Origin of the sequence: Candidatus Palauibacter sp., assembly GCF_965261555.1 — a bacterium.
Lineage (GTDB): Bacteria > Gemmatimonadota > Gemmatimonadetes > Palauibacterales > Palauibacteraceae > Palauibacter.
The window spans coordinates 26,998-51,125 of sequence record NZ_OZ253465.1; the positions used below are offsets into that span (position 1 = coordinate 26,998).

Annotated in this window: 11 protein-coding genes and 1 pseudogene; 6 read left to right on the forward strand and 6 right to left on the reverse strand. The window is 70.0% G+C overall.

The window, feature by feature from the left end; genetic code table 11:
- Positions 1-72 precede the first annotated feature (72 nt).
- Positions 73-258, forward strand: a pseudogene (locus ACQY5G_RS00095) (toxin-antitoxin system HicB family antitoxin); the annotation flags it as partial.
- Positions 259-571: 313 nt separating this feature from the next.
- Entirely contained in the window at positions 572-1,225 is a 654-nt protein-coding gene (locus ACQY5G_RS00100; RefSeq protein ID WP_428275839.1) for a hypothetical protein, read from the forward strand.
- Between the two features lie 123 nt (positions 1,226-1,348).
- On the opposite strand, the gene ACQY5G_RS00105 is transcribed toward ACQY5G_RS00100, so the two are convergent.
- Together ACQY5G_RS00105 and uvrA are read right to left on the reverse strand one after the other, a co-directional pair.
- Entirely contained in the window at positions 1,349-4,717 is a 3,369-nt protein-coding gene (locus ACQY5G_RS00105) for a hypothetical protein (protein WP_428275841.1), read from the reverse strand.
- 555 nt (positions 4,718-5,272) lie between these two features.
- A complete protein-coding gene (gene uvrA / locus ACQY5G_RS00110; RefSeq protein WP_428275843.1) occupies positions 5,273-8,248 on the reverse strand; it encodes an excinuclease ABC subunit UvrA in 2,976 nt (991 codons plus the stop codon).
- Positions 8,249-8,475: 227 nt separating this feature from the next.
- Between uvrA and ACQY5G_RS00115 the strand changes: the two genes are divergently transcribed.
- Both ACQY5G_RS00115 and ACQY5G_RS00120 read left to right on the forward strand, forming a co-directional pair.
- Complete coding sequence (locus tag ACQY5G_RS00115; RefSeq protein ID WP_428275845.1) at positions 8,476-8,955, forward strand: hypothetical protein; 480 nt, start codon at positions 8,476-8,478, stop codon at positions 8,953-8,955.
- 769 nt (positions 8,956-9,724) lie between these two features.
- The gene (locus ACQY5G_RS00120; protein WP_428275847.1) at positions 9,725-10,483 is read left to right on the forward strand and encodes an AAA family ATPase; all 759 of its coding nucleotides are present in this window, start codon (positions 9,725-9,727) and stop codon (positions 10,481-10,483) included.
- A gap of 16 nt (positions 10,484-10,499) precedes the next feature.
- Here the strand turns inward: ACQY5G_RS00120 and ACQY5G_RS00125 are convergent, their stop codons facing one another.
- Together ACQY5G_RS00125 and ACQY5G_RS00130 are read right to left on the reverse strand one after the other, a co-directional pair.
- Positions 10,500-11,801, reverse strand: a complete 1,302-nt coding sequence (locus ACQY5G_RS00125) for a sodium:solute symporter (protein ID WP_428275849.1) — start codon at positions 11,799-11,801, stop codon at positions 10,500-10,502.
- Positions 11,802-11,944: 143 nt separating this feature from the next.
- Positions 11,945-15,220, reverse strand: coding sequence for a glycoside hydrolase family 3 N-terminal domain-containing protein (locus tag ACQY5G_RS00130; protein ID WP_428275851.1), 3,276 nt, complete (start codon positions 15,218-15,220; stop codon positions 11,945-11,947).
- A 58-nt stretch (positions 15,221-15,278) separates the two neighbouring features.
- On the opposite strand from ACQY5G_RS00130, the gene ACQY5G_RS00135 reads away from it, so the two are divergent.
- Together ACQY5G_RS00135 and ACQY5G_RS00140 are read left to right on the forward strand one after the other, a co-directional pair.
- Positions 15,279-16,613 (forward strand): exo-beta-N-acetylmuramidase NamZ family protein, encoded by a 1,335-nt coding sequence (locus ACQY5G_RS00135; RefSeq protein ID WP_428275853.1) that lies wholly within the window; start codon positions 15,279-15,281, stop codon positions 16,611-16,613.
- Positions 16,614-16,842: 229 nt separating this feature from the next.
- Positions 16,843-18,312, forward strand: a complete 1,470-nt coding sequence (locus tag ACQY5G_RS00140) for a DUF222 domain-containing protein (RefSeq protein WP_428275855.1) — start codon at positions 16,843-16,845, stop codon at positions 18,310-18,312.
- Between the two features lie 52 nt (positions 18,313-18,364).
- On the opposite strand, the gene ACQY5G_RS00145 is transcribed toward ACQY5G_RS00140, so the two are convergent.
- Positions 18,365-19,291 (reverse strand): diacylglycerol/lipid kinase family protein, encoded by a 927-nt coding sequence (locus ACQY5G_RS00145; RefSeq protein WP_428275857.1) that lies wholly within the window; start codon positions 19,289-19,291, stop codon positions 18,365-18,367.
- Between the two features lie 19 nt (positions 19,292-19,310).
- Positions 19,311-24,098: a translocation/assembly module TamB domain-containing protein gene (locus ACQY5G_RS00150; RefSeq protein WP_428275859.1), complete on the reverse strand. Its 4,788-nt coding sequence runs from the start codon at positions 24,096-24,098 to the stop codon at positions 19,311-19,313.
- Positions 24,099-24,128: the final 30 nt, after the last annotated feature.

Below are 24,128 nucleotides of genomic sequence, written 5' to 3' on the forward strand. Positions count from 1 at the left end.
AGGAGAGGGCCGCGACACGTGGCTGAGTTACGAAACGCTGTCAACGAGATCGACCGCCGGTGCCCAGGGACGATGGAGATCGAGGGCTACCGGGCGGTCATCCAGTTCGACCCGGACATCGAGATGTTCCGGGGCGAGTTCGTCGGCCTGAACGGCGGCGCTGACTTCTACGCTCGAGACGTCTCACGTCTCAGGAGGGAGGGCGCGATGTCGCTAAGAGTGTTCCTCGAGATGTGCGAGGAGGAGGGGTCGAGCCCGGGCGGAGGTCGATAACCTCCGACCGTCTGGCGCCCGCGATGGCCTGTAGCGAAGCGTCCTACAGCGTGTCGCACTCGTGCTCGGATGAGGTAGAGATTGGTGTGATCCCCGCGACTGCATCGACCGATCTCGCGATCATTGCGTGACCGTGCCGACACAATTAACGTTGGAGTCGGGTGGCGCGGCCGGGACAGGAGAAGCGAACACTCCCCTCCGAGATTCCCGCCGAAATCGGGCGCGCATCCCAACATTCATTACCACATTCAAGACGTTGGTGCGCACGCATTTCCCGGGCGCGTAGGCCTATAACTGCGTGCCGCCGCTGGAACGGCTGGGCGCAGCCGAACTCCTGAGTCTTATCCACGCCGAGCGGTACTTCGTCCTGCACGCCCCCCGGCAGACGGGGAAGACCTCCGCGCTGTTGGCGTTGCGCGACCTCCTGAACGGCGGCGCCGAAGGCGAGTACCGCTGCGCGTACATCAACGTGGAGCCCGCCCAGACCGCCCGCGAGGATGTGGGGCGGGCGATGGGGGCGATCGCGGCGGAGATCGCCCGAGAGGCCGAGGACACGCTGACCAGGCCTTCGCTCCGGAGGCGCTGGAGGCGGTGTGGGAGCAGACGCGCGGCCAGCCCCTGGCTCGTGAACGCGCTCGGGCGGGAGATGTGCTTCCCTCAGGGGCCGCTCCGTCCGCGCGACGGTCCCATCTCCGAGCAGGACGTCTTCGAGGCGCGGGAGATGCTGATCCTGAGCCGCGAGACGCACCTGGACCAACTGGCCGACAAGCTGCGCGAGGACCGGGTGCGCCGGGTGATCGAACCGCTGCTCAGCGGTGGCGACGCGGCGTATTCCGATCGGGACTTCGAGTATGTGCGCGATCTCGGACTCGTCGCGCCGGACCCGCCGCTTCGTATCGCCAACCCCATCTACGGCGAGGTGCTCCCCCGGGAACTCACCTGGCGGCCGTGAACTCGATCGACTCGCCATCGTCGTGGTCGGAGTCATCCACGATCGTCAATTAAATAGAAGCGGGCCCCCGCAGCCTTCGCGGGGGCCCGCTTCCGTGAGGCCTCTCGTCAGAGACCGTTGGGGTTACGGTGTATCGTCGTCGTCGTTGATCTTCAACTTGACGCTCTTGAACGTGTACTCCTTGGTTCCGACAGTGACGTTGACCGCCGAGAATTCGATCGTTTCGCCATCATCGTCTTCGGCGTCGTTGACGATCGTCACCGTCGTGGTCGCCGTCCCGACCGTATCTCCTGCGTCGATCACCAGCGCAACCGGAGAGGTGGCGGTAAAGTCGTCTGAGTCGTCACCGGCTCCGGTAGTCGCCCCGTTCGCACCGGCGATCACTACCGAGGCGACCACCTGACCACCCACCTCGCTCTTGGCCGTGGCCGTGATCGTCACGGCCACGTTATCGGCATCCTCGTCCGCCTCGGTCACGTCCAGCGAAAGCTCGATGTCCGGGTCGTCGTCGATGATCATGATCTCGGCGGGCGCGTAGTACAGGGCGGCTGCGTCGCTGCCGCTCACCGTCAACTCGATGAACTCGTTCACCTCGTTCTGCGCGCCGTCATCGGCCGCGTTCACCTCGACGGTGTCGACCCCCACCGTCTTAGCCGAGTCAATCGTCACCGACGCGGTCGCGGCACTACCGGAGGCTATGTCGCCCGCCTCGGTACCGGTTTTGGGACCGAGCGTCACCGACAACGTATTGTCCGCAGCCTGCGGCGAACCGGCAGTCACCTTCACCTCGACCTTCACGGCGTCGTCATCCTCGCGGATCGACGGCGTATTCACGGAGATCATGAAGTCGTCGTCCATCACGCGCACCGGGAAGTCGGTGTCGCCGAAGTCCTCCGCCTTGTGGGTCAGGGTCCTCAACTCGGAGACGATGTTCCGGTCGTGCGCGGTGGCGAGCGTCACCGTGAGCGTGTCGGTCGCCGCCCCAAACTGAGTAGCGTCGCTCCCGCTACCGCCGGTAATGGTCGGCGTCACCGTGGCCGACCCATCGATCGTCATCTCGATCGGGTACGTCGCGGCCGCCGGCGCATCCTTCAGCGTCACGCGGTAGGCGTTGTCGCTCGTCGCGCCCTCGACCACCTGCAGCGAATCCAGTTCGGTCACCGCGGCCGCGGCGTGGAACATGAACGTCGGACCCGGAATCACAGGCGGGCCTGCCGGCCACGTCACCATGAAGTTGCCGAGATTGTACATCGCCTCGGTTCCGCTGCCGCGGGCGTCCGCCTCAACGGAGGCATCCTCGACATCCAGGCGGAAGCAGTACGTCTCCGGTCCCGCGCCGGTGCCCTCGGGCCTCTTGATCACGAAGCTCTCGTCGAACGCGATCGAGTTCGTCCCGTTCTCGAGGTTCCGCTTGTCCCCGCCCGTGGTCCGGTTGTCCGGCAGCGTGTCGGTGACCGCCGCGCAGGTGTTGACGTCATCGCCCAGGAGGAGCCTGAGCGCGGCACTCTCGATCTCGCTCGCGTCGGAGATCGTTCCCGCCACCGACACCGTCACCGACGAGGCGCCGGTCTGGCCGATGCTCGACTGGCTCTTGCTGATCGAGACCGTCGGAGCCTTCGTGTCGTAGCCGAAGCTCAGCGAATAGCTCGCGCTGTTGGCCGGCATCGCGCCGTCGCTCACCGAGACGGTGACCGTCTTGGCGCCGTTGGCCGGACCGCTGCTGCCCGTGAAGTAGGCGTTGGCTCCGTCGAGCGTGACCGTACCGTTGCGGCCGTCGAAAGCCACGGTACCGACATCGACGTTCCTGGTGCCGACCCGCCTCGTGACCTTCCCGCTGAGGTCGGTGCCGTCGTCGCCCGACTCGAGGTCCGGATTGTCGACCTCGAACTCCATGTCGGGGAGAGCCTTGAACACGAGGCCCGATTCGGGCTCGATGTCGCTCAACACCGGCGCCGTCTTGTCGACACCGAAGTTCGGCGTCTGCATCCACGTCGCCGGGTCGGCGCCACCCTTCCACGCGTTGCCGAGCTTGTCTGCGAACGCGGTCAGCTCGGCCACGTAGCAATCGAGCCCGTTGTCATCCGTCTGGCCGGCCGCGGCGCGCATGGCGTCCTCTTCCGCCAATTCGGAGACCGAGCTCACGCCCGAGTATGCCGCGACGAACGGAGTCGTCGTCCGGTTGGGCGTCTTCTTGGCGGCGTTGTACGGCAGGTTGGCCGGATTCGAGCAGTCGCCCACCGCAATCATGACGGATGCGGCGTTCGCGCCCGCGCCGGCGTCCATCATGCCGGTAAGCGCGATGCCGGCGGCAGCCGAGTAGGACGTATTCGCCTCAACGGCCTTCTTGTTGATGTGGATGGGCCCGGCCGTGGGCGCCTTGAAGTCGAAGTAGTACGGACCGTAGGGATTCTCGGTCGCGAACTCCTCGCTGGCGTCCAGGCCGTCCGCGTCGGTGATCGTCTCGGCCGCGAACACCCAGTGCTCGCGCCCGCCGGGACCCGCGTCCTCGACCGCGCTGTTCCATGCGGAGTTCACATCCCAGGAGAACGGGCCTTCGCGGTTCTCCGCGGCCCCGTTGAACGTCGCCGTCTTGGTCGGGGCCTTGAAGCTGAGTGATGTCGCGGCCTGATGCGGCTCGGCCTTCTCCGCGCCCGTGCTCAGGGCTCGCAGCGAAACCATGCCGACGTCGGTGCCCGCGTAGGAGACCGGGCAGACGTGGAACGCGTTCATGTTCCCTTCGCCCGACGGTCCACCGAAGATGTTGGCGCCCGTCTTGACAACGCTGCTGGCGCCTGCGCTGTGCGCGACCACCACATGGCCGGAGTTCTTCAGCGTGACGTTCTGCGTCGCGAGCGATTCGCGCGTCGTCCCGTCGGACGTCGTGATGCGGGCACCGAGCGCGTAGTCGCCGTTCGCGTATGCCGGATCCATCTGCTCGCCCATGCACTCGCCCGTGACCGCAGCCGTGTTCAGGTAGCAGTCGATCTCGACCGCGCCGCCGGAGTCCACGAGACCCGCGATCGCCTGGTTGGCGTCGCTCGACGCTCCGCGGCAGGAGATCACGTTGTCACCCAGCATCAGGTCTACGCCCGTGACCGTCTCGTCGTTGTACTGCACGTCCAGGAGCACGGACACCGCGCCGGAGACGCTGCTCGGATCGACCGACGTGTTCCGGTCGTTCGGATCCCTGAGGCCGAAGATCGTCACAGTCGCCGGCTGCCCGGCGTCAGAGCCGACTTCGACGTTAAAGCCCTGGTTGGCCTGGAGGCCATCCGGGTCGGCTGCCGTGATAGTGACAACGGCACTTCCGCGCGCAACACCGGTCACCGTCGCGGTCGCGCCATCAAGGCTGACCGTGGCGGCGGCGGGGTTGGACGAAGTACCGCTGTACGTCAGCGCGTCGCCGTCGGGATCGCTGAAGTAGCCCGCCACGGGAACCGTGGCCGTGCCACCGATGTCGACGCTGTGCGCCGGAATCGTGCCGACTGCCACGGGCGCCCGGTTCGCCGGAGGCGGCGGGGGCGGAGGTGGCGGCGGCGGAGGCGGCGGCGGTGGAATTACCGGCGGCGGTGGAATGGTGATGGGCGGAATGTCCGGGAACGGCGGGGTGACGACCTCTACGGTGTCACCGCAAGCGCCGATGGTCAGGACCGCCCCGACCGTCAACAGCCTTTTGGTACCCTTTCTCATTCTTCACTCCTCCTAGGATGGAGTCCTTCGGGTGTATGGCTGACTCGATCGATCAACATACCACCGTTAACGAACGATGCACCACACCCCAGCCCGTGAAATCGGGCTGAACATACCGACGGCCTTACAGGGTGGCAAGAGCGCCGGAACCTGCTAAAACGCTGTGTTTTCATCGATTCGAACAAGTCCGTGAACCCGTCATGTCGGATCACGTTTTTCCGGGGGGATCGAGGCAGGCCCCGCCACACTCTCCACCACCCACTCCCCCGCGTAACCTGGAGTATGACACCGATTCGCACCTGCCGTCAAGTTTTGCGCCAAGTGTTGCCGCGCCGGACCGCGCGCTGATACGGGGCCCTACACCGTTCCTATGGCCGGGGTTCCGCTCGACTTGCGGGTCGATTTCCGGTCCGATCCGGGCAGGAGCGGGGCGAGGTGGCGGCCGGTGTGGCTGCCCGGGGTCGCGGCCACGAGTTCAGGGGGACCCTCGGCGACGACGAGGCCGCCTCCCGCCCCTCCCTCGGGACCCATGTCGATGACCCAGTCCGCCGTCTTCACGACGTCCATGTGGTGCTCGATGACGATGATCGTGTTGCCGCGGTCGGCGAGCCGGTGGAGGACGCGGAGGAGGAGGCGCACGTCCTCGAAGTGGAGGCCGGTGGTGGGCTCGTCGAGGATGTAGACGGTGCGGCCGGTGCTCGTCTTCGCGAGTTCGGTGGCGAGCTTCACGCGCTGGGCCTCGCCGCCGGAGAGGGTGGTGGCGGGCTGGCCGAGGGTCACGTAGCCGAGGCCGACGTCGGAGAGGGTGCCCAGGCGGCGCTTCACGGAGGGGACGGCGTCGAAGAACTCGAGCGCCTCGTCCACGCTCATCGCGAGCACGTCGGCGATGCTGCGGCCGCGGTAGAGGACCTCGAGCGTCTCGCGGTTGTAGCGGCGCCCCCGGCAGATGTCGCAGGGGACGTAGACGTCGGGCAGGAAGTGCATCTCGATCTTCACGAGGCCGTCGCCGCGGCAGGGTTCGCAGCGCCCGCCCTTCACGTTGAAGCTGAACCGCCCGGGCGCGTAGCCGCGGATGTTCGACTCGGGCAGGCGGGCGAAGAGTTCGCGGATGGGGGTGAAGAGACCGGTGTAGGTGGCGGGGTTCGAGCGCGGGGTGCGGCCGATGGGGCTCTGGTCGACGTCGATAACCTTGTCGAAAAGGTCGATGCCCTCGACCGCGTCGTGCGCGCCGGGGACGAGCTTGGAGCGGTAGATCTCGCGGGCGAGGCGGCGGTAGAGGATCTGCTCGACGAGGGTGGACTTGCCGGAGCCGGATACGCCGGTGACGCAGATGAAGGTGCCCAGCGGGAAGCCGACGTCGATCGCGCGCAGGTTGTGCTCGCGGGCGCCCCGGACGACGAGGCGGCCGTTTTCCGGGGGGCGGCGGCGTTCGGGGACGGGGATCTCGCGCTCTCCGCGGAGGTAGGCGGCGGTGAGGGAGCGTTCGTCCGCCAGGAGCCGGTCGATGTCGCCGGAGACGACGACTTCCCCGCCCTCGCGGCCGGCCCCGGGTCCCATGTCGACGATGTGGTCGGCGCGGCGGATGGTGAGTTCGTCGTGCTCGACGACGAGGACGGTGTTTCCGAGGTCGCGCAGGGCGCCGAGGGTCTGCAGGAGCTTGCGGTTGTCGCGCGGGTGGAGGCCGATGCTGGGTTCGTCGAGCACGTAGAGGACGCCGACGAGGCGGCTCCCGATCTGGGTGGCGAGGCGGATGCGCTGGGCCTCGCCGCCGGAGAGGGTGCCGGCGGAACGGGCGAGGGTGAGGTAGCCGAGGCCGACGTGGTCGAGGAACTCGAGGCGCTCGACGACCTCCTTGAGGATGGGGACGCGGATCTCGGCCGCCTGGCCGCCGGCTTTGCGGGCTTCGGCGAGCCAGCCGCCGAGGAGGGGGCGGAGTTCGGCCACGGACTGCGCGGTGAGCGCGGGGAGGGAGAGTCCCTCGAGGGTGACGGCCCGGCTCTCGGGGCGCAGGCGGCCGCCGTCGCAGGCGAGGCAGGTGGAGAGCGTCATGTACTCCTCGAGCGAGAGGCGCACGCGCTCGCTCGTCGTGTCGTGGTAGCGGCGCAGGGTGGCGGCGACGGCTCCTTCCCATCCCACGTCGGTGTCGCCGTAGAGGATCGCCTCCTGCTGGTCGTCGTTGAGTTCGCCCCAGACGGTGTTGAGGTCGAAGTCGAGCTTGCGGGCGAGGCGGGCGAGGGCGTGGCGGCGGCCGCTCCAGCTCGGGGTCCCCAGGGGGAGGAGGACGCCCTCGAGGATGGAGATCCGGTCTCCGCCCACGATGAGGTCGGCGTTGGGGACGCGCTGGTGGCCGAGCCCGTCGCACTCCTGGCAGGCGCCGAAGGGGGAGTTGAAGGAGAACTGCCGGGGCTCGAGTTCCGGCATGCCGAGCCCGCACCCGGGACAGGCGTAGCGCTCGCTGAAGAGGTGCGCCTCGGGATCGTCGGCGTCTTCTCCCCCGTCCCCCTTCCCCTCGCTCCTCCTGTTCCCGTAGAGGGCGACCTCGGCGACGCCGTCGGCCATGCTCAGGGCGGTGGCCACGGAGTCCGACAGCCGCTCGCGGTCGGAGGCGCGCACCGTGAGCCGGTCGACGACGACGGAGATGTCGTGGTTCTGGCGCCTGTTAAGAAGGGGTGGGTCGGAGAGGTCGACGAGTTCGCCGTCCACGCGCGCGCGCACGAAACCTTCACTGAGGGTGCGCTCGAAGAGGTCGCGGAACTCGCCCTTGCGTCCCCGTACGAGCGGGGCGCGGACCTCGATGCGGGCGCCGGCGGGCCAGCCGAGGATCTGCTGCGCGATCTCCGAGGGCGACTGCGGGCGCACGGGGCGGCCGCACGAGGGACAGTGGGGGGTGCCGGCGCGGGCCCACAGGAGCCGGAGGTAGTCGTAGATCTCGGTGACGGTGCCGACGGTGGAGCGGGGGTTCCCGCCGGCGGTGCGCTGCTCGATCGCGATGGCGGGCGAGAGTCCCTCGATGACGTCGACGTCGGGCTTCTCCATGACGCCGAGGAACTGCCGGGCGTAGGCGGAGAGCGATTCGACGTAGCGGCGCTGCCCCTCCGCATAGATGGTGTCGAAGGCGAGCGAGGACTTGCCGGAGCCCGAGAGCCCGGTGACGACGATGAGCCGGTCGCGCGGCAACTCGACGTCGACGTCGCGAAGGTTGTGCTCCCGCGCCCCCCGCACGATGAGCGCGCCGGCGGCATCGGCCGGGTCGGCTCCGTCGGCCGGGTCGGCTCCGTCGGCACCGGCCGGGTCGGCGCCGGTCGGGCTCGAGTTTCCCCTGTTTTCTTCCATAGCCCGGGATCGTAGACGCGCCCGGCGCTCCCGCGCCAGCTTCACACCGCGTCGCGCGCCTGCCGGTCCGGTGGCGCCCGGCCGGGCCACGCGCGCGAGGCCCCGGCCGGCTACGTTGGTGTGACGGGCGGTCGCGAACGGCAGGACGCGGAGTCCGGTTGATACCCCGTTGATGGCGCCGGGCAAGGTTATGGCGTCAAGCAAATCCGGGGACGACGGGAGGGACGTTGCTGATCCGCAAATTCACACGTAACGGTCGCGACGAGGCGCTGGCGGCCGCAGTTGTACGGGCCCTCGAGCCACGCTTCGAGGCCATCGACCGCCGCTTCGAAGCGATGGACGTGAAGTGGGAGCGCCGCTTCGAGGCCATGGACGTGAAGTGGGAGCGCCGGTTCGAGGCCATCGAGCGCCGGTTCGAAGACATCGACCTCCGCTTCGGGGCGATGGAAAACCGCTTCGGCACGATAGACGTGAAGTGGGAGCGCCGGTTCGTCGAGCTCCGCAACGAGATATCCGGATTCCGGGAGCAGTCCGTCAGCGCCCGCGAGCACGTCGCGCACTTGCAGGGGCACGTCGACGCGCAGTTGAAGGGGTTCGACGCGCGGTTGAACCAGATCGGCAAGGAGATCGCCAAGCAGCTCGACGAGAAGTTCGCCGCCCTCTCCGCGACCGTGGTTCACGGTTTCGACAGGCCGCAGCCTACCTGACGGCGCACAAGCAGGCGCGACGCGGAGATATCGTTGATTGGACCGCCCCCTCGTCCTCCGGGCGGGGATGGCGCATGAGCACGGACGTCACTTCCTATGGCGCCGCGCCGCCGTAGAGGGGTTACCCAACTCGGGCGGCGGCACCATGCCATGAACTTTCTTGACGCTTGAGGGGGTACCAAGTAGGGTGAAATGCGGTAACAACGGAGGCGATTGACCGATGAACGAGATTCTCAAGTTCGCGCGATGGTTGGCCCCAACCACCGACGGCAAGAGCCGGGACGGCCGCGTCGGACAAGTCGGACGGGTAGGGCGTGTTGGCCAACTCCCGTCCCAGGCACCTCGATCGCCCAAACCGCAATCTCCCCCTTCTAACCAACCGGATCGGCCACCATCCCCCTCTTCCCGCAGGTAAGCGAGGAATACCGGATACAACGCGTATCCTACATCACGGGCCTGCTACTCAATGCAGGCCCGCCGTTGTACTCTGCCATCCTCGGCGCCGGCTTGCTCTACGATGACCAGTACGGCATGGCTACCATTGCCGCCGCCGTCCTTGCCGCAGCATGGGCACTAACTCGAACTCGACCACGTACCGAACCGCCGCCAAGTGCCAACGAAATAGAATCAGCGAGCGGCGCCACGCTGATTGAAGGGCAAGACTAGTTACGCCGTCAGGTCGCGGTACATGAGCCGCTTGCCGATGAACCCGCAGCGACAGCCACCGTAGCTTCTTCGCCTTGCCGACCCCCGCGTCGCTGGAGATCTCATGACTCAGGAAACACCTGGGAACCGCCTTCATCTCCCGACCTTGGCCATCGCCGGGTTTCGGGGGATCCGGGAGCTTTCGATCAGGCGACTCGGCCGGGTGACGCTGCTCACCGGAAACAACGGCGCGGGGAAGACCACTGTCCTCGACGCCGTACGAATGGGGGCCGACACGAGCTCTCCCGCTGTCCGGTGCCGGTCCCTGGGGCCAGGCGTCCTGGAAGACGACAGGATCGCGAAATGGTGGAGCGCCGTTGCACCAACCGTTGACCAGGACAAGGTCGTCGACGCGTTGAGGCTGGTGGTGGACGGGGTGGAGAGCGCCGACGTGGTCGCGGAACACACTGGCCGACAACGACCACGTGATCGGGTGATCGTAAGGCTAAAGGGCGATCCCGCTCCCGTTCCGCTGAAGCATCTGGGCGACGGTGCGGTGCGGGTTTTCGGAGTAGCGTTGGCCCTGGCAAACAGCCGCAACGGGTTCCTCCTCATCGACGAAGTCGAGAACGGGATCCATCACTCCGTGCAGAAGCGCTTCTGGCGCATGGTTCTGGAGACGGCGGAGGCGAACAACGTTCAGGTCCTGGCGACGACGCACAGTCGCGATTGCGTGGAGGGATTCGCCCAGGCGGCGGCCGAATGTCAGCACATCGAGGGCGCCCTTGCCCGGATCAACCGGCGGAACGGGGAGACGTGGGCCGTAGAGTACCCCGAGAAGGACATGTGGGTCGCCGCAGAGCAGGGCATCGAAGTTCGGTGAACGACAACTCCCGGCCTCACTCCGGCGCGCGCGAACCGCGACGGGAGCCGGCGAGGAGGCCGACCGTCACGGTGACCGCCGTGCCGATGAGGACGAACCAGGGCCATGCGACCGCGGCGTGCGCCCCGATCCGCTCTCCGATCCATATCGCGGTGACGGACCCGATCCCGACGGCGATTCCGAGGCGGGCCGAGCGGCTCGTGGCCCGGCGCGAGAAGCGGGCGAGCGCGAACGCCCCCAGCAGCCCGCCGTAGACGAGGGACGCGATCCCGAGCGACACCTCCACGGCGGTGCTCTCCTCGCTCAGCGGGATGAACCCGATCGCCGCCGCCACGAGCAGCACCGTCCACGCCACGGCCGCGATCCTCCCCACGCGCAGGATCCGCCGCTCGTCCGCCTCCGGACGGGCCGCCGCCCAGAAGTCGTAGGCCGCCGTCGATGATAGCGCGTTGATCGAACTGGAGAGCGTAGACATGGCGGCCGCGAACACGCCCGCGATGAGGAGGCCGCGGACGCCGGCGGGGAGCGCTTCAACGATGAATCCCGCGAAGATCTCGTCGGCCCGGACGAAGGCGGCTCCGTCGTACCACGCCCAGAGGCCCAAGCCAACGAAGAGGAAGAGGGTGAACTGGAAGAGGACGGCGAAGCCGCTGCCGACGAGGGCGCGGCGGCTCGCGGCGAGGTCGCGGCAGGCAAGGAGGCGCTGGACGATGAGCTGGTCCGCGCCGTGGGAACCCATGGAGAGGAAGGCGCCGCCGAGCAGGCCGGCCCACAGCGTGTAGGGTCGCCCGAAGTCGAGCGCGGGGTCGATGACGGTGAGCTTCCCGGCCTCCCCGGCGCGGGCGAGGATCTCGGGCCAGCCGCCGGGCACGGCGCCGCCGAGGACGACGAGGGCAATGAGCCCGCCGGCCAGGTAGAGCGCCATCTGCGAGGCGTCCACCCAGACGACCGCGCGGATGCCGCCGATGAAGGTATAGATGAAGGTGACGGCCCCGATCACGAGGACGGAGGTGATGAGCGGCCAGCCCGTGACGAGCGTGAGCGGGATCGCCGTCGCGAAGAGCCGCACGGAATCCGCGAGGAGGCGCGTGATCATGAAGATGCCGGAGGTCAGCCGCCGGGTCTCCGTCCCGAAGCGGGCCTCCAGCAACTCGTAGGCCGTGCGCAGCCGCCCCTCGCGATAGGCCGGCAGCAGCCAGGAGGCGACGGCGATCCGCCCGAGCACGTACCCCGCCGCGATCTGCACGAAAGCGAGCGACCCGCCGTACGCGATGCCGGGGATCGAGAGGAAGGTGAGCGTGCTCGTCTCCGTCGCCACGACGGAAAGGAGGACGACGACCCACGGCAGGTCGCGCCGCCCCAGGAAGTACTCCTCTCCCCCGCGCGCGCCTTTGCCGAGCCACGCCCCCCAGGCCGTGATCCCGCCGAGATAGACGACGAGGATCGCGAGGTCGAGGGAGGTCAGCGGGGGTCGCCGGGATCGCGGAGCCGCACCGTCCGGTCGCGGATCGAGGTCGCGACGGCGTCGTGGACCGCGCGCCGCAACGCGATGTGCTTGCGGTTGTCCCGGGTCGGGTTCACGCGGTTCGTGAGCAGGACGACGAAGAGGTCCAGTTCCGGGTCCACCCAGAAGCTCGTGCCCGTGAAGCCGGTGTGCCCGAACGCGCCTTCACCGAAGTAGTCCCCCGCCGACGAGCGCCCGGAGGGGGTGTCCCAGCCCAGCGCCCGGCTGGAGGCGGGAGCGGCCCGCGCCGTGAACCGGGCGACGGTCTCCGGCGAGGGCGAGTCGAGACGGGCGGAGAACGAACGGGCATCCGGCCCCGGCGGGGGGCGCGCGGCGGCGGGAAGACCCCGCCCTTCGCGCGCGGCGGCGAGGATCCAGGCGGCGAATTTCGCGAGGTCCCGGGCCGACGAGAAGAGTCCCGCGTGCCCCGCCACGCCGTGCAGCGCGTGGGCGTTCTCGTCGTGCACCTCCCCGTGCACGTGCCGGTGCCGGTAGACGGTGTCCACCTCGGTGGGAGCCGTGCGGCGGTGCAGCGAGCGGGGCGGATCGAACCACGTCTCCCTCATCCCCAGCGGACGGAAGACGGATTCGTGCAGGTAGTAGTCCAGGGGCTGTCCCGTGACCTCCTCCATCAGGAATCCCAGCGTCATGAACCCGATGTCGGAATAGACCGTCATCTCGCCGTCGTCCCCCGGCTCGTAGTCGGGTTCGACGGCGGCGAAGGCCTCGCGGTACTCCTCCTCCCCCCGGAGGGTGCGCCAGAACGGCAGGAAGGGCGGCAGGCCGCCCTGGTGCGTCAACAGGTGGCGGACGGTGACGTCGCGCTTCCATCCCTGCGACCACTCCGGCAGGTGCTCGGCGATGCGGGTGTCGAGGGAGAGATCGCCGCGGTCGATGAGTTGCATCACCCCCGTCGTCGTCGCGACGACCTTCGTGAGCGACGCGAGGTCGTACAGGCTCGAATCCGTCGCGGCGGTCCCGGAGGGCAGCGTGGCGGAGGACGCCCAGTCGAGGTTCCCGTAGCCACGCAGCCGGACGACCCGGTCTCCCCGTCCCACGGCGAGGACCGCGCCGGGCGCCGCGCCGTCCGCGATCGCCGCCTCGATGATCCGGTCCACGCGGGCGAGGGAATCCCCGTCCATCCCCAGCGCAGCTGCCGCCTCGACTCCCGCTGCGGGTCCCGCGTCGGCTCCCTCCTCCGCGCTTCCGCCGATGACCAGGCCATCGCCGAGCGCGTGACGGGGCGGGAGCGAGATCGGCAGACGGCCGGAGATCGGCGCGCCGAGGAGGGCGAGCGCGGCGGCTTCCTGCGAGGCGTCCGCCCCGCCCCACGCGATGAGGTACGTCTCCGCGTCCGGCACCGAGGTGAGCAGGTAGGGGCTTCCGAAGGAGACGAGCACGGCGGTGCGGCCGGCGGCGTCGAGGCGGTCGAAGAAGCCGCGGACCTCCTCGGGGAGGTCGGTGGAGTCCCGTGCGGCGCCGGGCCGGACGTAGGCGGAGAAGATCACGGCATCGACGGAGCGGGCGCGGCGGAGGAGCGAGTCGTAGACGCCGGGCTGCGTGTCGAACCCGATCCGGGCGCGGCGGACGCGCACGGCCCGGCCGAGTTCGCGGTTGAAGACGCGCCCCGCGGCGAGGTCGTTCGTCCCGGCGAAGGTCACGGACAGCACGGAGCGCACGGCGCGCGATTCGAGGCGGTCGAGGGGCACGGCGCCGGCCTCGTTGCGCACGAGCGTGATGGAGCGCGCGGCGGCCCCGCGGGCGAAGGACTCGTGCCCCCGGGTGCCGACGAGCCGGGCGATGGCGTCGGGGTCGACGTCGGCGCCCTCGTGCAGGCGGGCCCGCGCCTTCAACTCCAGCACGCGCCGGGCGGAGGCGTCGATGCGCTCGGCGGTGAGGCGGCCGGTACGGACGGCGCCGACGACGGCCGCGATGGCCCGCAGCGGTTCGCGCGGCATGAGGAGGACGTCGCTCCCCGCCTCCAGCGAACGGATCGCGGCTTCGCTGGCCCCGTAGTGGTCGGCGATGGCGGCCATGTCGAGGGCGTCGGTGAAGAGGACGCCGTCGAAGCCGAGGTCGTCGCGCAGCATGTCCGTCATGAAGTACGGCGAGAGCGTGGCGGGCGGGGCGCCGGCGCCGAGGATGCCGGGGGCCGCAACGTGGGCCGTCATCACTGCGTCCACGCCCTCCGCGCTCGCGCGGCGGAAGGGGACGAGTTCGAGGCTGTCGAGGCGGGCGCGGTCGCCGGGAATGACCGGGAGGGCGACGTGGGAGTCCGTCCCGGTGTCTCCGTGGCCGGGGAAGTGCTTGGCGGTGGTGAGGAGGCCGGCGTCGTGCGCGCCCCGGATGAACGCCGCGCCCAGCGCCGCGACGCGCTGCGGATCCTCCCCGAAGGAGCGCGTGTTGATGATGGGATTGGCGGGGTTGTTGTTGACGTCGAGCACGGGAGAAAAGGTGATGTGGACGCCGAGGGCCCGCGCCTCGATGCCGGTGATCCGGCCCGCGGAGTAGGCGTAGTCCTCGTCGTCCGCCGCGCCGAGTGCCATCGCGGGCGGGAGGACCGTCGCGCCGGGCATCTCGAGCATGTTCGGCAGCGCGAAGACGCCGCTCACGCGGAACCCGGCGCCTGACTCGAAATCCGCGCCGACGAGGAGGGGAACGTCGGCGGAGGCCTGGAGTCGGTTGAGTCGCGCGGCGTATCCCAGGGGGGTCCCGAGCGAGATCACGATCCCGCCGATCGCGTCGTCGCGCACGAGGGATTCGATGCGCGTGAACTCCTCGTCGTCGCGCGGGGCGTAGCCGCCGCTCATCCACACCATCACGAGCTGCGCGACCCGCTCCCGCAGGCTGAGGCCGGCGAGCGTCTCCTCCACCCAGGCCCGCGCGTCGGCAGAGAGCGTCGGCTCGACCGGGGAACTGCCGGGGGAAGCGGCGGGAGCGGGGGCGGCAGCAGCGGCGGCGGACGCGCCGGGGACGGAGGCGGCGGCCGCAGCGGCGTCGGCGGCGGCAGCGGGGGCCGCGGCGGAAGCGTCGGAGGCCGCAGGGACGGAGGCGGCAGGGCCGACCGAGGCAGGGCCGGAAGCGGCGGGACCGGCGGAGGAGCGGCAGGCGAAGGAGCCCGCGGCGAGGAGCGCGGTCAGCCCGAGAGCCGCGATCGTCCGCGCCGGTACAACCGCCCTCCCCCGCCCGTCCCGCTTTCGGGGGCCGCTCCACGTCTCTAATCTCCGCACCATGTCGACCTCCGCCCGCCCCGCGTCTCGCGCTCGCTGCCCCGAACCTACGCGGCGCGAGGTGAATCCGCTCGCCGGTTTCTTCCCCCTTCATCCCCTCCTTCATCCCCTTCTCTTCGTCGTCCTCCCGATCGTCCTCCCCTTCGCCGCGTGCGGGGGGCCGGCGGGGGGATCGGCGGGGGGATCGGGGGCCGGCGAGGTGGCGGGGGGATCGGCGGCGGCGGACACGCCCGCCCCGACCGTGCGCGCGGGGATCGACGTCCTGCTCGCCGACTCCTCTCATCTCATCGACGGACGGCGCGTGGGGCTGATCACGAACCGGAGCGGCGTGGGGCGCGACGGCACGAGTTCCATCGACCTCCTGCACGGCTACGCGGACGCGGAACTCACGGCGCTCTTCGCCCCGGAGCACGGGATCCGGGGCACGGAAGCGGAGGGATCCGCGATCGACGACGCGACGGACGAGGGGACGGGGCTGCCGATCTACTCGCTCTACGGCGAGACGCTGACGCCCACGCCGGAGATGCTGGCGTCGATCGACGTGCTCGTGTTCGATATCCAGGACATCGGCTCGCGCTACTACACCTACGTATCGACGATGGCGCTCGCGATGACGGCGGCCGGGCGCGAGGGCATCCCCATGATCGTCCTCGATCGCCCGAATCCCATCGGAGGCCTCACGCAGGGTCCCGTGCTGGACCCCGCCTTCGCGACCTTCGTCGGCATGTACCCGGTGCCCGTGCGTCACGGACTCTCGGCGGGAGAACTCGCGCGCCTGTATCGGGGGGCGTTCGGCGTGGAGGTGGAGTTGCACGTCGTCCCGGCCGCAGGCTGGTCCGCGGACCGCTGGTTCGATGAGACGACCCTTCCCTGGATCGCGCCGTCGCTCAACATGCCTTCGCTGGAGAGCGCCACGCACTATCCCGGCACCTGCCTGTTCGAAGGGACGAACCTCTCCGTCGGCCGCGGGACGCCGACCGCGTTTCAGGTGCTGGGCGCGCCGTGGCTGGACGGCGAGGCCTGGGCGGCGGAGATCCGGACCGTGGCGGGCGCAGCGCTGCCGGGGGTCGAGATCCGGGCGATCACCTTCACGCCGGAATCGCCGAGCGACGGAAGGTTCGCGGGCGAGGAGATCGGCGGGATCCGTCTCACGGTGACGGACCGGTCGGCCTACGATCCGGTGCGGACCGCGGTGGCCGCGCTCCTCGCCGCCCGTCGGCTCTCCGGCGACGCCTGGGAGTGGAGGGTGCGGCACTTCGACCGTCTCGCGGGCTCCGACCGGCTCCGGCTCGCCATCGACCGCAGCGCCCCGCTCGACGAAATCACGTCGGAATGGGCGGCCGATGTCGCCGCCTTCGAGGCCCTCCGGCGCCCGTACCTGCTCTACCCCCGCTAGCTCGCGGGGCCCCCGGACGTTCCCGCGGGAACGCGTGGCCCGCCCCTCAACCAGCCGGTCGCGGTGCCGGCGACCTGGATCGGCAGTGCCGCGAATCCTCGATGATACCCCGTTGAGATCCGACCGAATACTAACCGAAGAGACGGGTGGTTCGGCGCGCGTCATCGCTTCCGGCGGTGCGCGGGCCGGCGCCCTTGTCCGCGATCACCCTCGACTTCGGAGGCACTCCATGTCCCACGACACCCCTCACGGCGGCGACGCCCCGAACAACGACGGGCGCAGCCGCGCGACCCGGCTGGGCGTCCGTCCGCCCGTTGGTCCCCTCGGCGATGAGATCGCCCACCTTTGCGCTCACCTGGACGCCAGCCAGTACCGCCTTCTCACGCTGCTTCAGCGCTTCGACGCGGCGGAAGGCTGGAGCGGGTGGATCTCGTGCGCGCACTGGCTGTCCTGGCGCACGGGCATGACCACCGGCCCGGCGCGCGAACGGGTGAGGGTCGCACGGCGTCTCGCGGTTCTGCCGCTCACTTCCGCCGAAATGGAGAAGGGACGCCTCTCCTGGTCCAAGGTCCGGGCCCTGACCCGGATCGGCACCGACGAGAACGAGGAGCGCCTGGTCGAGTTCGCCCTGCACCACACGGCGAGCCAGGTCGAGCGCTTCGTCCGCGCGTGGCGTTCGGCCGAGGCGGCCGCGGACGCATGGGATGACCACTCCGAGATCGCGACCCGCCGCTACCTGAGCGTGGGGGTGTCGGAAGATGGCATGTACCGCGTGCGGGGCTGTCTGACGCCGGACGTGGGCGCCCTTCTCATGCGGGCGCTGGAGGCGGCGGGGGACGAACTGTACCGAGCGGAACGCGCCGCCGAGCGAGAGGCCGAACGGGCGGCGGAGACGGGCGAGACCCCGGAAGCGGCCGCCGAGGAGCGTGAGGGCGAACGAGACGCGCCCTGGGAGCCGAGACCCCTGAGACTGCCGCGCACGCCGCGGCAGCGGCACCATGATGCGCTCCAGGCGTGGCTCGAGGACAAGACGCAAGCGAATGTCCAACTCGTCGTCCATACCGTGGCCGGCGCCCCCGATGTCGTGAGCACGGAGGAGGGCTCACACGTTCCCGCGGGAACGTCCCGGCGCCTGTCCTGCGATGCCGAGGCGGTGCTGGTCACCCGCGGACCGGACGGCTCGGTGCTCGATGTCGGCCGCCGCCGCAGGACGGTGGACTGGCGCCTTCGCAAGGCGCTCGAAATCCGTGACGGAGGATGCCGCTTTCCGGGCTGCGGATCGCGCTACACGCAGGCACACCATGCGGTCCCGTGGGCCGAGGGGGGAGAAACCGCGCTGCACAACCTCATCCTCCTCTGCCGATTCCACCACCGGATGGTGCACGAGGGCGGATGGCGTGTGGAGATGCCGAGGACGGAGACCGGCGCGGCGGGCGCGGCGTACTTCAAGGACCCGGATGGGACCGTCGTACCGGCTGCCCCGCCCCTGCGCGAGGACGTGGCGGCGCCGAGGACGCCCGATGCCGGGCTCGCCGGCTGGCACCGGCAGACGGGGATCGATCCCTGGACCGGGGCCGGCCGGTGGGAGGGCGACCGGCTGGACATGGACTGGGCGCTCTGGGTCCTTTGGGGTCAGTACGGAGGCATCCGTACGCCAAGCCAGCCGGACATGCCGGGGGGAACACCGCGGGCCGCCTGAGCCCTCCGCTCACGTTCCCGCGGGAACGCGGGGCTACCTGGGGAGCGCGTGGCTACCTGGGGACGATGATCCGGGCGGCCAGCGGTGAGACCTTCGCCACCATCGGAGTCTCGCCCCGCGGGTCGCCGTCGATTTCTATGGCGACGGGCGGGTCGGCCTCGATCCGGACGCTGCGGGCCTGGAAGTAGATGATCTTGTCGTCCCCCGAGAACCGGTTTCGCGTGACGCGCCAGATGATGCGGGCGACCTCGGGGAGGTTGCTGGGGGCGTAGATGCACACGTCGATGAGGCCGTCCTGGAAGGAGGCCCCGGGCGCCATCCGGAACTCCACGGGCAGGGGGCCGGCCCCGAGCTGGCCCGCGTTCGCGACGAGCACCATCGACGCCTTCACCTCCACCTCCTGGTCGTCGGCGGTGATCCGGAAGTCGGCGCCGGGGCGGTTGATGACGTTCTTGAGTCCGCTGTAGATGTAGGCCCCGAAGCCGAGGCGGCTCTTGAGTTCGGCGGTGGCGTCGGCCATGACCTGGGCGTCGAGGCCCGCGCCGGCCATGAGCGCAAACGTCTCGCCGTTCGCTTCCGCGAGGTCGATTCCCGTCACCCTCCCCTCGACCGCGACCCGCACGCTGTCCTCCAATGACGTGGGAATGTCGAAGTTGAGGGCGAGCTGGTTGGCGGTGCCGAAGGGGACGATCGCGACGGGCACGGACGTTCCGGCGACGCCGCGAAGGGCCACGCTCACGGTGCCGTCGCCTCCCGCGGCGACGATGGCCCGGTATCCCCGCTCCGCCGCCATGCGGGTGACGTCCAGGCCTTCCTCGGAATTCTCGGCCTCGACGATGTCGAAGGGGACGCCCCTCGCGGCGAAGGCGCCGCCCAGCCGCCGGCGCAGCGTCTCGGGCTCGGCGGTGCCGCCGCCCGCGCCGGGGTTGAGGAGCACGAGGAATCGCTCCGAATCGGGATAGAGGTGCGCGCCGGACATGGACGGAAGCTAGGGGCCGCTACCGCGAACCGCTGCCCGAGCCGGACCGGCCGCCGGACCCGGACTCGTCGGAATCGCTGTCGGAGCCGGAGCTGTCGCCGAACTCCCACTCACGGAAGAGGAAGAGGCTGTAGGTCCGGTCGTTGGCGACGTTCGTGCCCACGCTGAGACCGAACAGTCTCTCGTCGAAGCGGCTCGCGGTGCCGGCTTCGACGGACCATCCGGGGAGGAACGCCCAGTCCAGCGCCGCCCTCGGAGGTCCGCCACCCAGCGGCTGCCAGTAGGAGAGGAAGAGCGCGTTGCTCGCATACCATCCGAATTCCAGCGCCGTGCGCTCGAACAGGGTCCGGTTCGCCGCGAGTCCCCCGGCGCCCCGTCCGGCGGCGACGGACGTCAGGTTGAAGTAGGTGCTGCCGGTCGCTCCCCCGAGCACAGATGTGAGCCCCGAACTCAGCGGACCGAACAGGAACTGCTGCGCGAGCCGCGGTCCCAGCTGCGGGTCGGCGGAGCGGTAGCACGGGGTACCGACGGCGAGCAGGCAGAGCTGGTCGGTGTCGCTCATGGGCGGGTTGCTCGTCAGGAGGACCTCCGGCGCAATCGCGGTGCCGGTGATCCGGGCCTCGACGAACACGGGGCCGTCGACGGTCCGGTCCCGGTATTCGGCGGTTACGTCGATGATCGGATTGAAGCCTGCGTCCCCCACGAACTGCAGGCTCCCCCCGGTGATCCGGAGCGGCCGGACATAGGGCGGCACCTGGTCGAAGAAGTATGTGCCCCGCGGTATCTCGGCGCTTCCGCTGATGTAGAGAGTATCGAGGCGGCGGTCCATGTGAACGGAAATCCCCTCCCCCACGACCACCGCGTCGAGCCGCCCCGACCGCAGCGAGAGGCCGGAGCCGAGATCGACGTTCGCGTTCAGGACGAGGTTGTCGAGGAACGGGTTCCGGAACTGCGCCAGCACGTCTTCCGCGGAGGCGCCGAGGAAGTCGAAGACTCCCATCTCGCCGGGGTTGAAGACCTCGAGTTCGCGGAGGAACTCGTCCTGCTCCAGGTATCCGTCGGAGAGGACGACGTCGCCGCTCACCCAGGGTCTCGCGTAGGCGCTGTCGAGCCGCGCCCGGCCGCTCACGGCGAACGCCATGTCGTTGCGCACGATGCCGTGGAACTCGTCCGCGTCGAAGTTCAGGGCGAAGACGGGGTTGGTGATCCGGGCGATGTCCACGGTGCCGCGCGCCCGCAGCGAACCGCCGAGATCCGACCCGCCGAGATCCGACGCCACGTAGGCCGAATCGACGAAGGCGAGCGAGGAGCCCCGGAAGGCGACCCGGGCGCCGGTGTCGGTGAGCCAGACGCCGAGGTCCGGGACCCAGCCCCGCCCGTTCACGAGGCGCAGGGCGCCGTCGTAGCGGAGGGCGCCGGGGGCGCCGCGAATCGTGAGGTCGGTTTCGGCGACGCCGGTCACCTCCTCGAAGCTTCCGAGCACGAGTTCCACGAGCGCCAGCGGGAGGCGGTCTCCGGTCAGGTCGAGGTCGAACGGGTCGTCGAGGAGGCGGCGTTCCACCGGGAGGATCGCGAGGTCCGTCGCCACGGTGCCGCCGAGCCGTCCCAGGAGGGCGCCGCCATCGACGAGGTCGATCTCCCCCTCGAGTTCGCGAGCGGCGTAGCCGACCCGCGCGTTCAGCGCCTCGTAGCCCTGGTGCTGAAGGGACGGACCGAGGACTTCGAATTCTCCCCTCACGACGGGTTCCGCCAGCGTGCCCGTCGCCCTCACGGATCCGCCGAGGGTGCCTCCGAGGATCGGTTGCTCCGAGAGCAGATAGCCGAACTGGTCCACGCGCACGCCGAAGATCTCCACGTCGAGCGATCCCTCGCCGGTGGCGGGGATGAGGCCGTCGGCGCGGAGCCGGCCGAGTTGACCGTTCAGATAAAGGCCGTCGACGAGCAGCGCCGAGTCGGAGTAGACGAGTCTGGCGGGCGTCACGAGCGTGGACTCGAGCTTGCCGAGGCGGAGGCGGAGGTCCGTCAGGCCCGCGCTCCACAGGTCGCCGCCGACCACGACGCCCCGGCCGGAGACTTCGAGGCTGGAGTCGCGCTGCGCATGGAATTCAGCGTCCAGCGCGTCGGCGCCGGACTCGCCGGCGCCCGAGCGGGCGAGCAGCACGGAGAGCGAATCCACCCGTCGCCCGGCCAGTTCGACGTTCGTCGCCGTGAACCGGGACCGCAGGTCGCCGAGCCTCGGAGGGTCGAACAGTTCGACGCGGGCCGAGAAGTCTCCGGCGCGGTAGCCGCGGAAGCGCGCGTCGGAGGCGTCGATGGTGGCGTCGAGCGTGAAGTCTCCCCAGCGCCCCGTGGCGGTGCCGCGCGTCTCCAGCCGGCCCTCCAGTCCCTCCGTCGGTCGCCGGGTTCGCGGGGTCCGGCCCAGCAGCTCCTCGATACTCTCGAACAGCGCTTCGCCGGCCTCGGCCTCCGCGCCGCCCGGAATCTCATCCACGAACCAGCGGTCCCAGTCGGAGAGATCGGCAGCTTCCGCCTCGAAGGCGATCTGCCCGCTCCGGCCCTCCGCGAGGCCGAAGTCGCCCAGCACCGAGAGCGTCCCGACATCGGAGACGAGGAGCGCGCTGTCGATCGTCGCCAAGCCGTCGGCCACCCGCAGGCGCACGCGACTGTCGAAGATCTCGGCCTGGTCCACCTGGGAGGCGAGGACCTCGAGGTCGAACGCCCCCTCGAGCGTCGCGGGATCGATCCCTTCTCCCTGCACGCGCCCCCGGACGGCGAGTCTCGACGGCGGGGCGCCCTCGATCCACTGGTCCAGCGAAAGATCCGTCCCCTCGATCTCCGTGTCGTAGCGCAGTTCCTCGGAGGCGAGATCGAAGTCCCCGTTCAGGGTGAGTCGGCCGCGTTCCGATTCGAGTTCCGCCTCGAGGGCCAGCGCCTCGAGACTACCGCGCGCCCGAATGGGACCGGTTACCGAACCCGCCAGCTCGATTCCGGAGGTCCACGGGCGCAGCAGCGTGAGAGCGAGCGGGTTCGCGTCGATCGCCGCATCGACCTGCGACTGGGCGAGGTTCAGGAACCCGGAGCCGGAGAAGCGCGAGCGGTCGCCGGCCGGCGTCAGGTGCTCGACGGCGCCCTCGAAGGCGACGCCCGTGTCCTGTTCCCGGTCGAGGGTGAGCGTCCCGTCGAAGCGTCCGTCGATCCACAGGTCCAGGTCGATAAGACGGGTCCAGCGAGACTCGAAGGCTTCGACCTCCACGCCGAGGCGGCGGAGGCTCAGGAACTCCTCGCCGATACCGACGCCGCCCCGGGCCTGCAGGCGGGACGGCGGCGTGTCCGGATCGGGGTCGTGCAGGGTGAGGTCGGCGACGATCGTCAGGTCGTCGACGTAGCCCGAGCCGCGTAGCGTGCCGCGCATCGTCCCCGGCACCGTCTCCGCCATCGTCGCGGGCGCCGGTGCGGCCACCGGGCCGGGCGCTCCGGCGGGCGGCGGCTCGGACTCCGCGCCGGGTGCGGGGTCGTCACCGGCCGCGGGCACGGAATCGCCTCGGAGGAGGGGGGCCAGGTGCGCGAGATCGAAGGGAGCCAGCGTGACGCCGATCCGGCTGAACCTGGGACGCGGCTCGAGGGCGAGGGCGAACCCTCCGGTCATGCGGGTTTCTTCCGTCCGGAAGTCTCCGTTCGTGACGTCCACGACCGTGTTTCCACTGCGGCCGCTGAGGGCGACGGACATGGGGCCGGCACCGGTCTCGGGCAGGTCGATGGGCAGCCAGCGGAGGTCCCGGACATCGATCGGCTCGGCTTCGAGCGCGAACTCGAAATCGACGCCGTTCGCGGCCATCCACCCTCCCCCGCGGATCACCGACTGATCCGTCTCGAATCTCTCGATGTCGATGTGGGCCGTGTCCCCGATCGTCAGGTTCCCCCGCAGGCTCGAGACCTCCAGCGGCTGGTTCACGGCGAGCAGCGTGGCGGCCGCCTCCTCGACCTCGACCATGAAGGGAGCCTCGGGATCCGTCACGCGCGCAACCGGGAACCGGCCGCGGAGGTTCGTCAGTTCGAACACGCGTTCGAACTCGCCGGCCGGTGTCTCCTCCAGGGCCCAGGGCGATTCTCCGGCCCGCGCCTCGCGCAGCGCCTCCGCCTTCGCGGCTCCGGTCATCGTTTCCGTCCACGGCGTGCGGATCTCGATGCGGCCGGCGGCGATGGTCGCGTCGTGCAGGAGGATGCCGAGTTCGGCGTTCGACCCCCGCGTCGCCGTCGACCCCGCGTCCGCCGCCGGGTCCGGGCCCTGGTCCTGGCCCCCGGGCGGGGCGAAGGAGAGGGACACCGGGAAGAGCGAGGCCGCAGCCCTGGCCGCCGACTCGGCCGTCGATTCGGCCGTCGATTCGGCCGTGGGGTCCGGCGGCAGCGGTGCCGGCGGCTGTGACGGCGCCGGCGGCCGCGACGGCGCCGGCGACTCGGACCGCGGGGGCACCTCGAAGACGCGGTCGTAGTTCCAGCGGCCGTCCGGATACTGCCGGAGACGGAGGTCCAGACTGCGGGCGTGGAGCCGGTTCACATCGAGCTGTCCCCGCAGGAGCGCCACCAGGTCGTATTCCATCGTGACGGTGTCGAGCGCCAGGAACAGTCCCTCGTCCGCGTCGATGATCTCGAAGCGGGAGACGGTGAGGTCGCTGAGGAGGTTGCCGGAGACCGCGCGGCCGATGCGGACCTCTCCGTTCACGCTGCGGGCAATGGCGTCCTCGAGCAGGGAAAGCGCGGCGTCCCGGCCCCTGGCGGTCTGCGTCATCACGATGAAGACCCCGAACACCAGCAGGCTCGCGATGACCGCCAGCGGCAG

Excerpts from the sequence above, each read along its gene's own strand:
- uvrA (WP_428275843.1), bottom strand. The coding sequence starts at position 8,248 with ATGGAAGAAAACAGGGGAAACTCGAGCCCGACCGGCGCCGACCCGGCC.
- ACQY5G_RS00140 (WP_428275855.1), top strand. The coding sequence starts at position 16,843 with ATGTCCCACGACACCCCTCACGGCGGCGACGCCCCGAACAACGACGGG.
- ACQY5G_RS00130 (WP_428275851.1), bottom strand. The coding sequence starts at position 15,220 with ATGGTGCGGAGATTAGAGACGTGGAGCGGCCCCCGAAAGCGGGACGGG.
- ACQY5G_RS00120 (WP_428275847.1), top strand. The coding sequence starts at position 9,725 with ATGACTCAGGAAACACCTGGGAACCGCCTTCATCTCCCGACCTTGGCC.
- ACQY5G_RS00145 (WP_428275857.1), bottom strand. The coding sequence starts at position 19,291 with ATGTCCGGCGCGCACCTCTATCCCGATTCGGAGCGATTCCTCGTGCTC.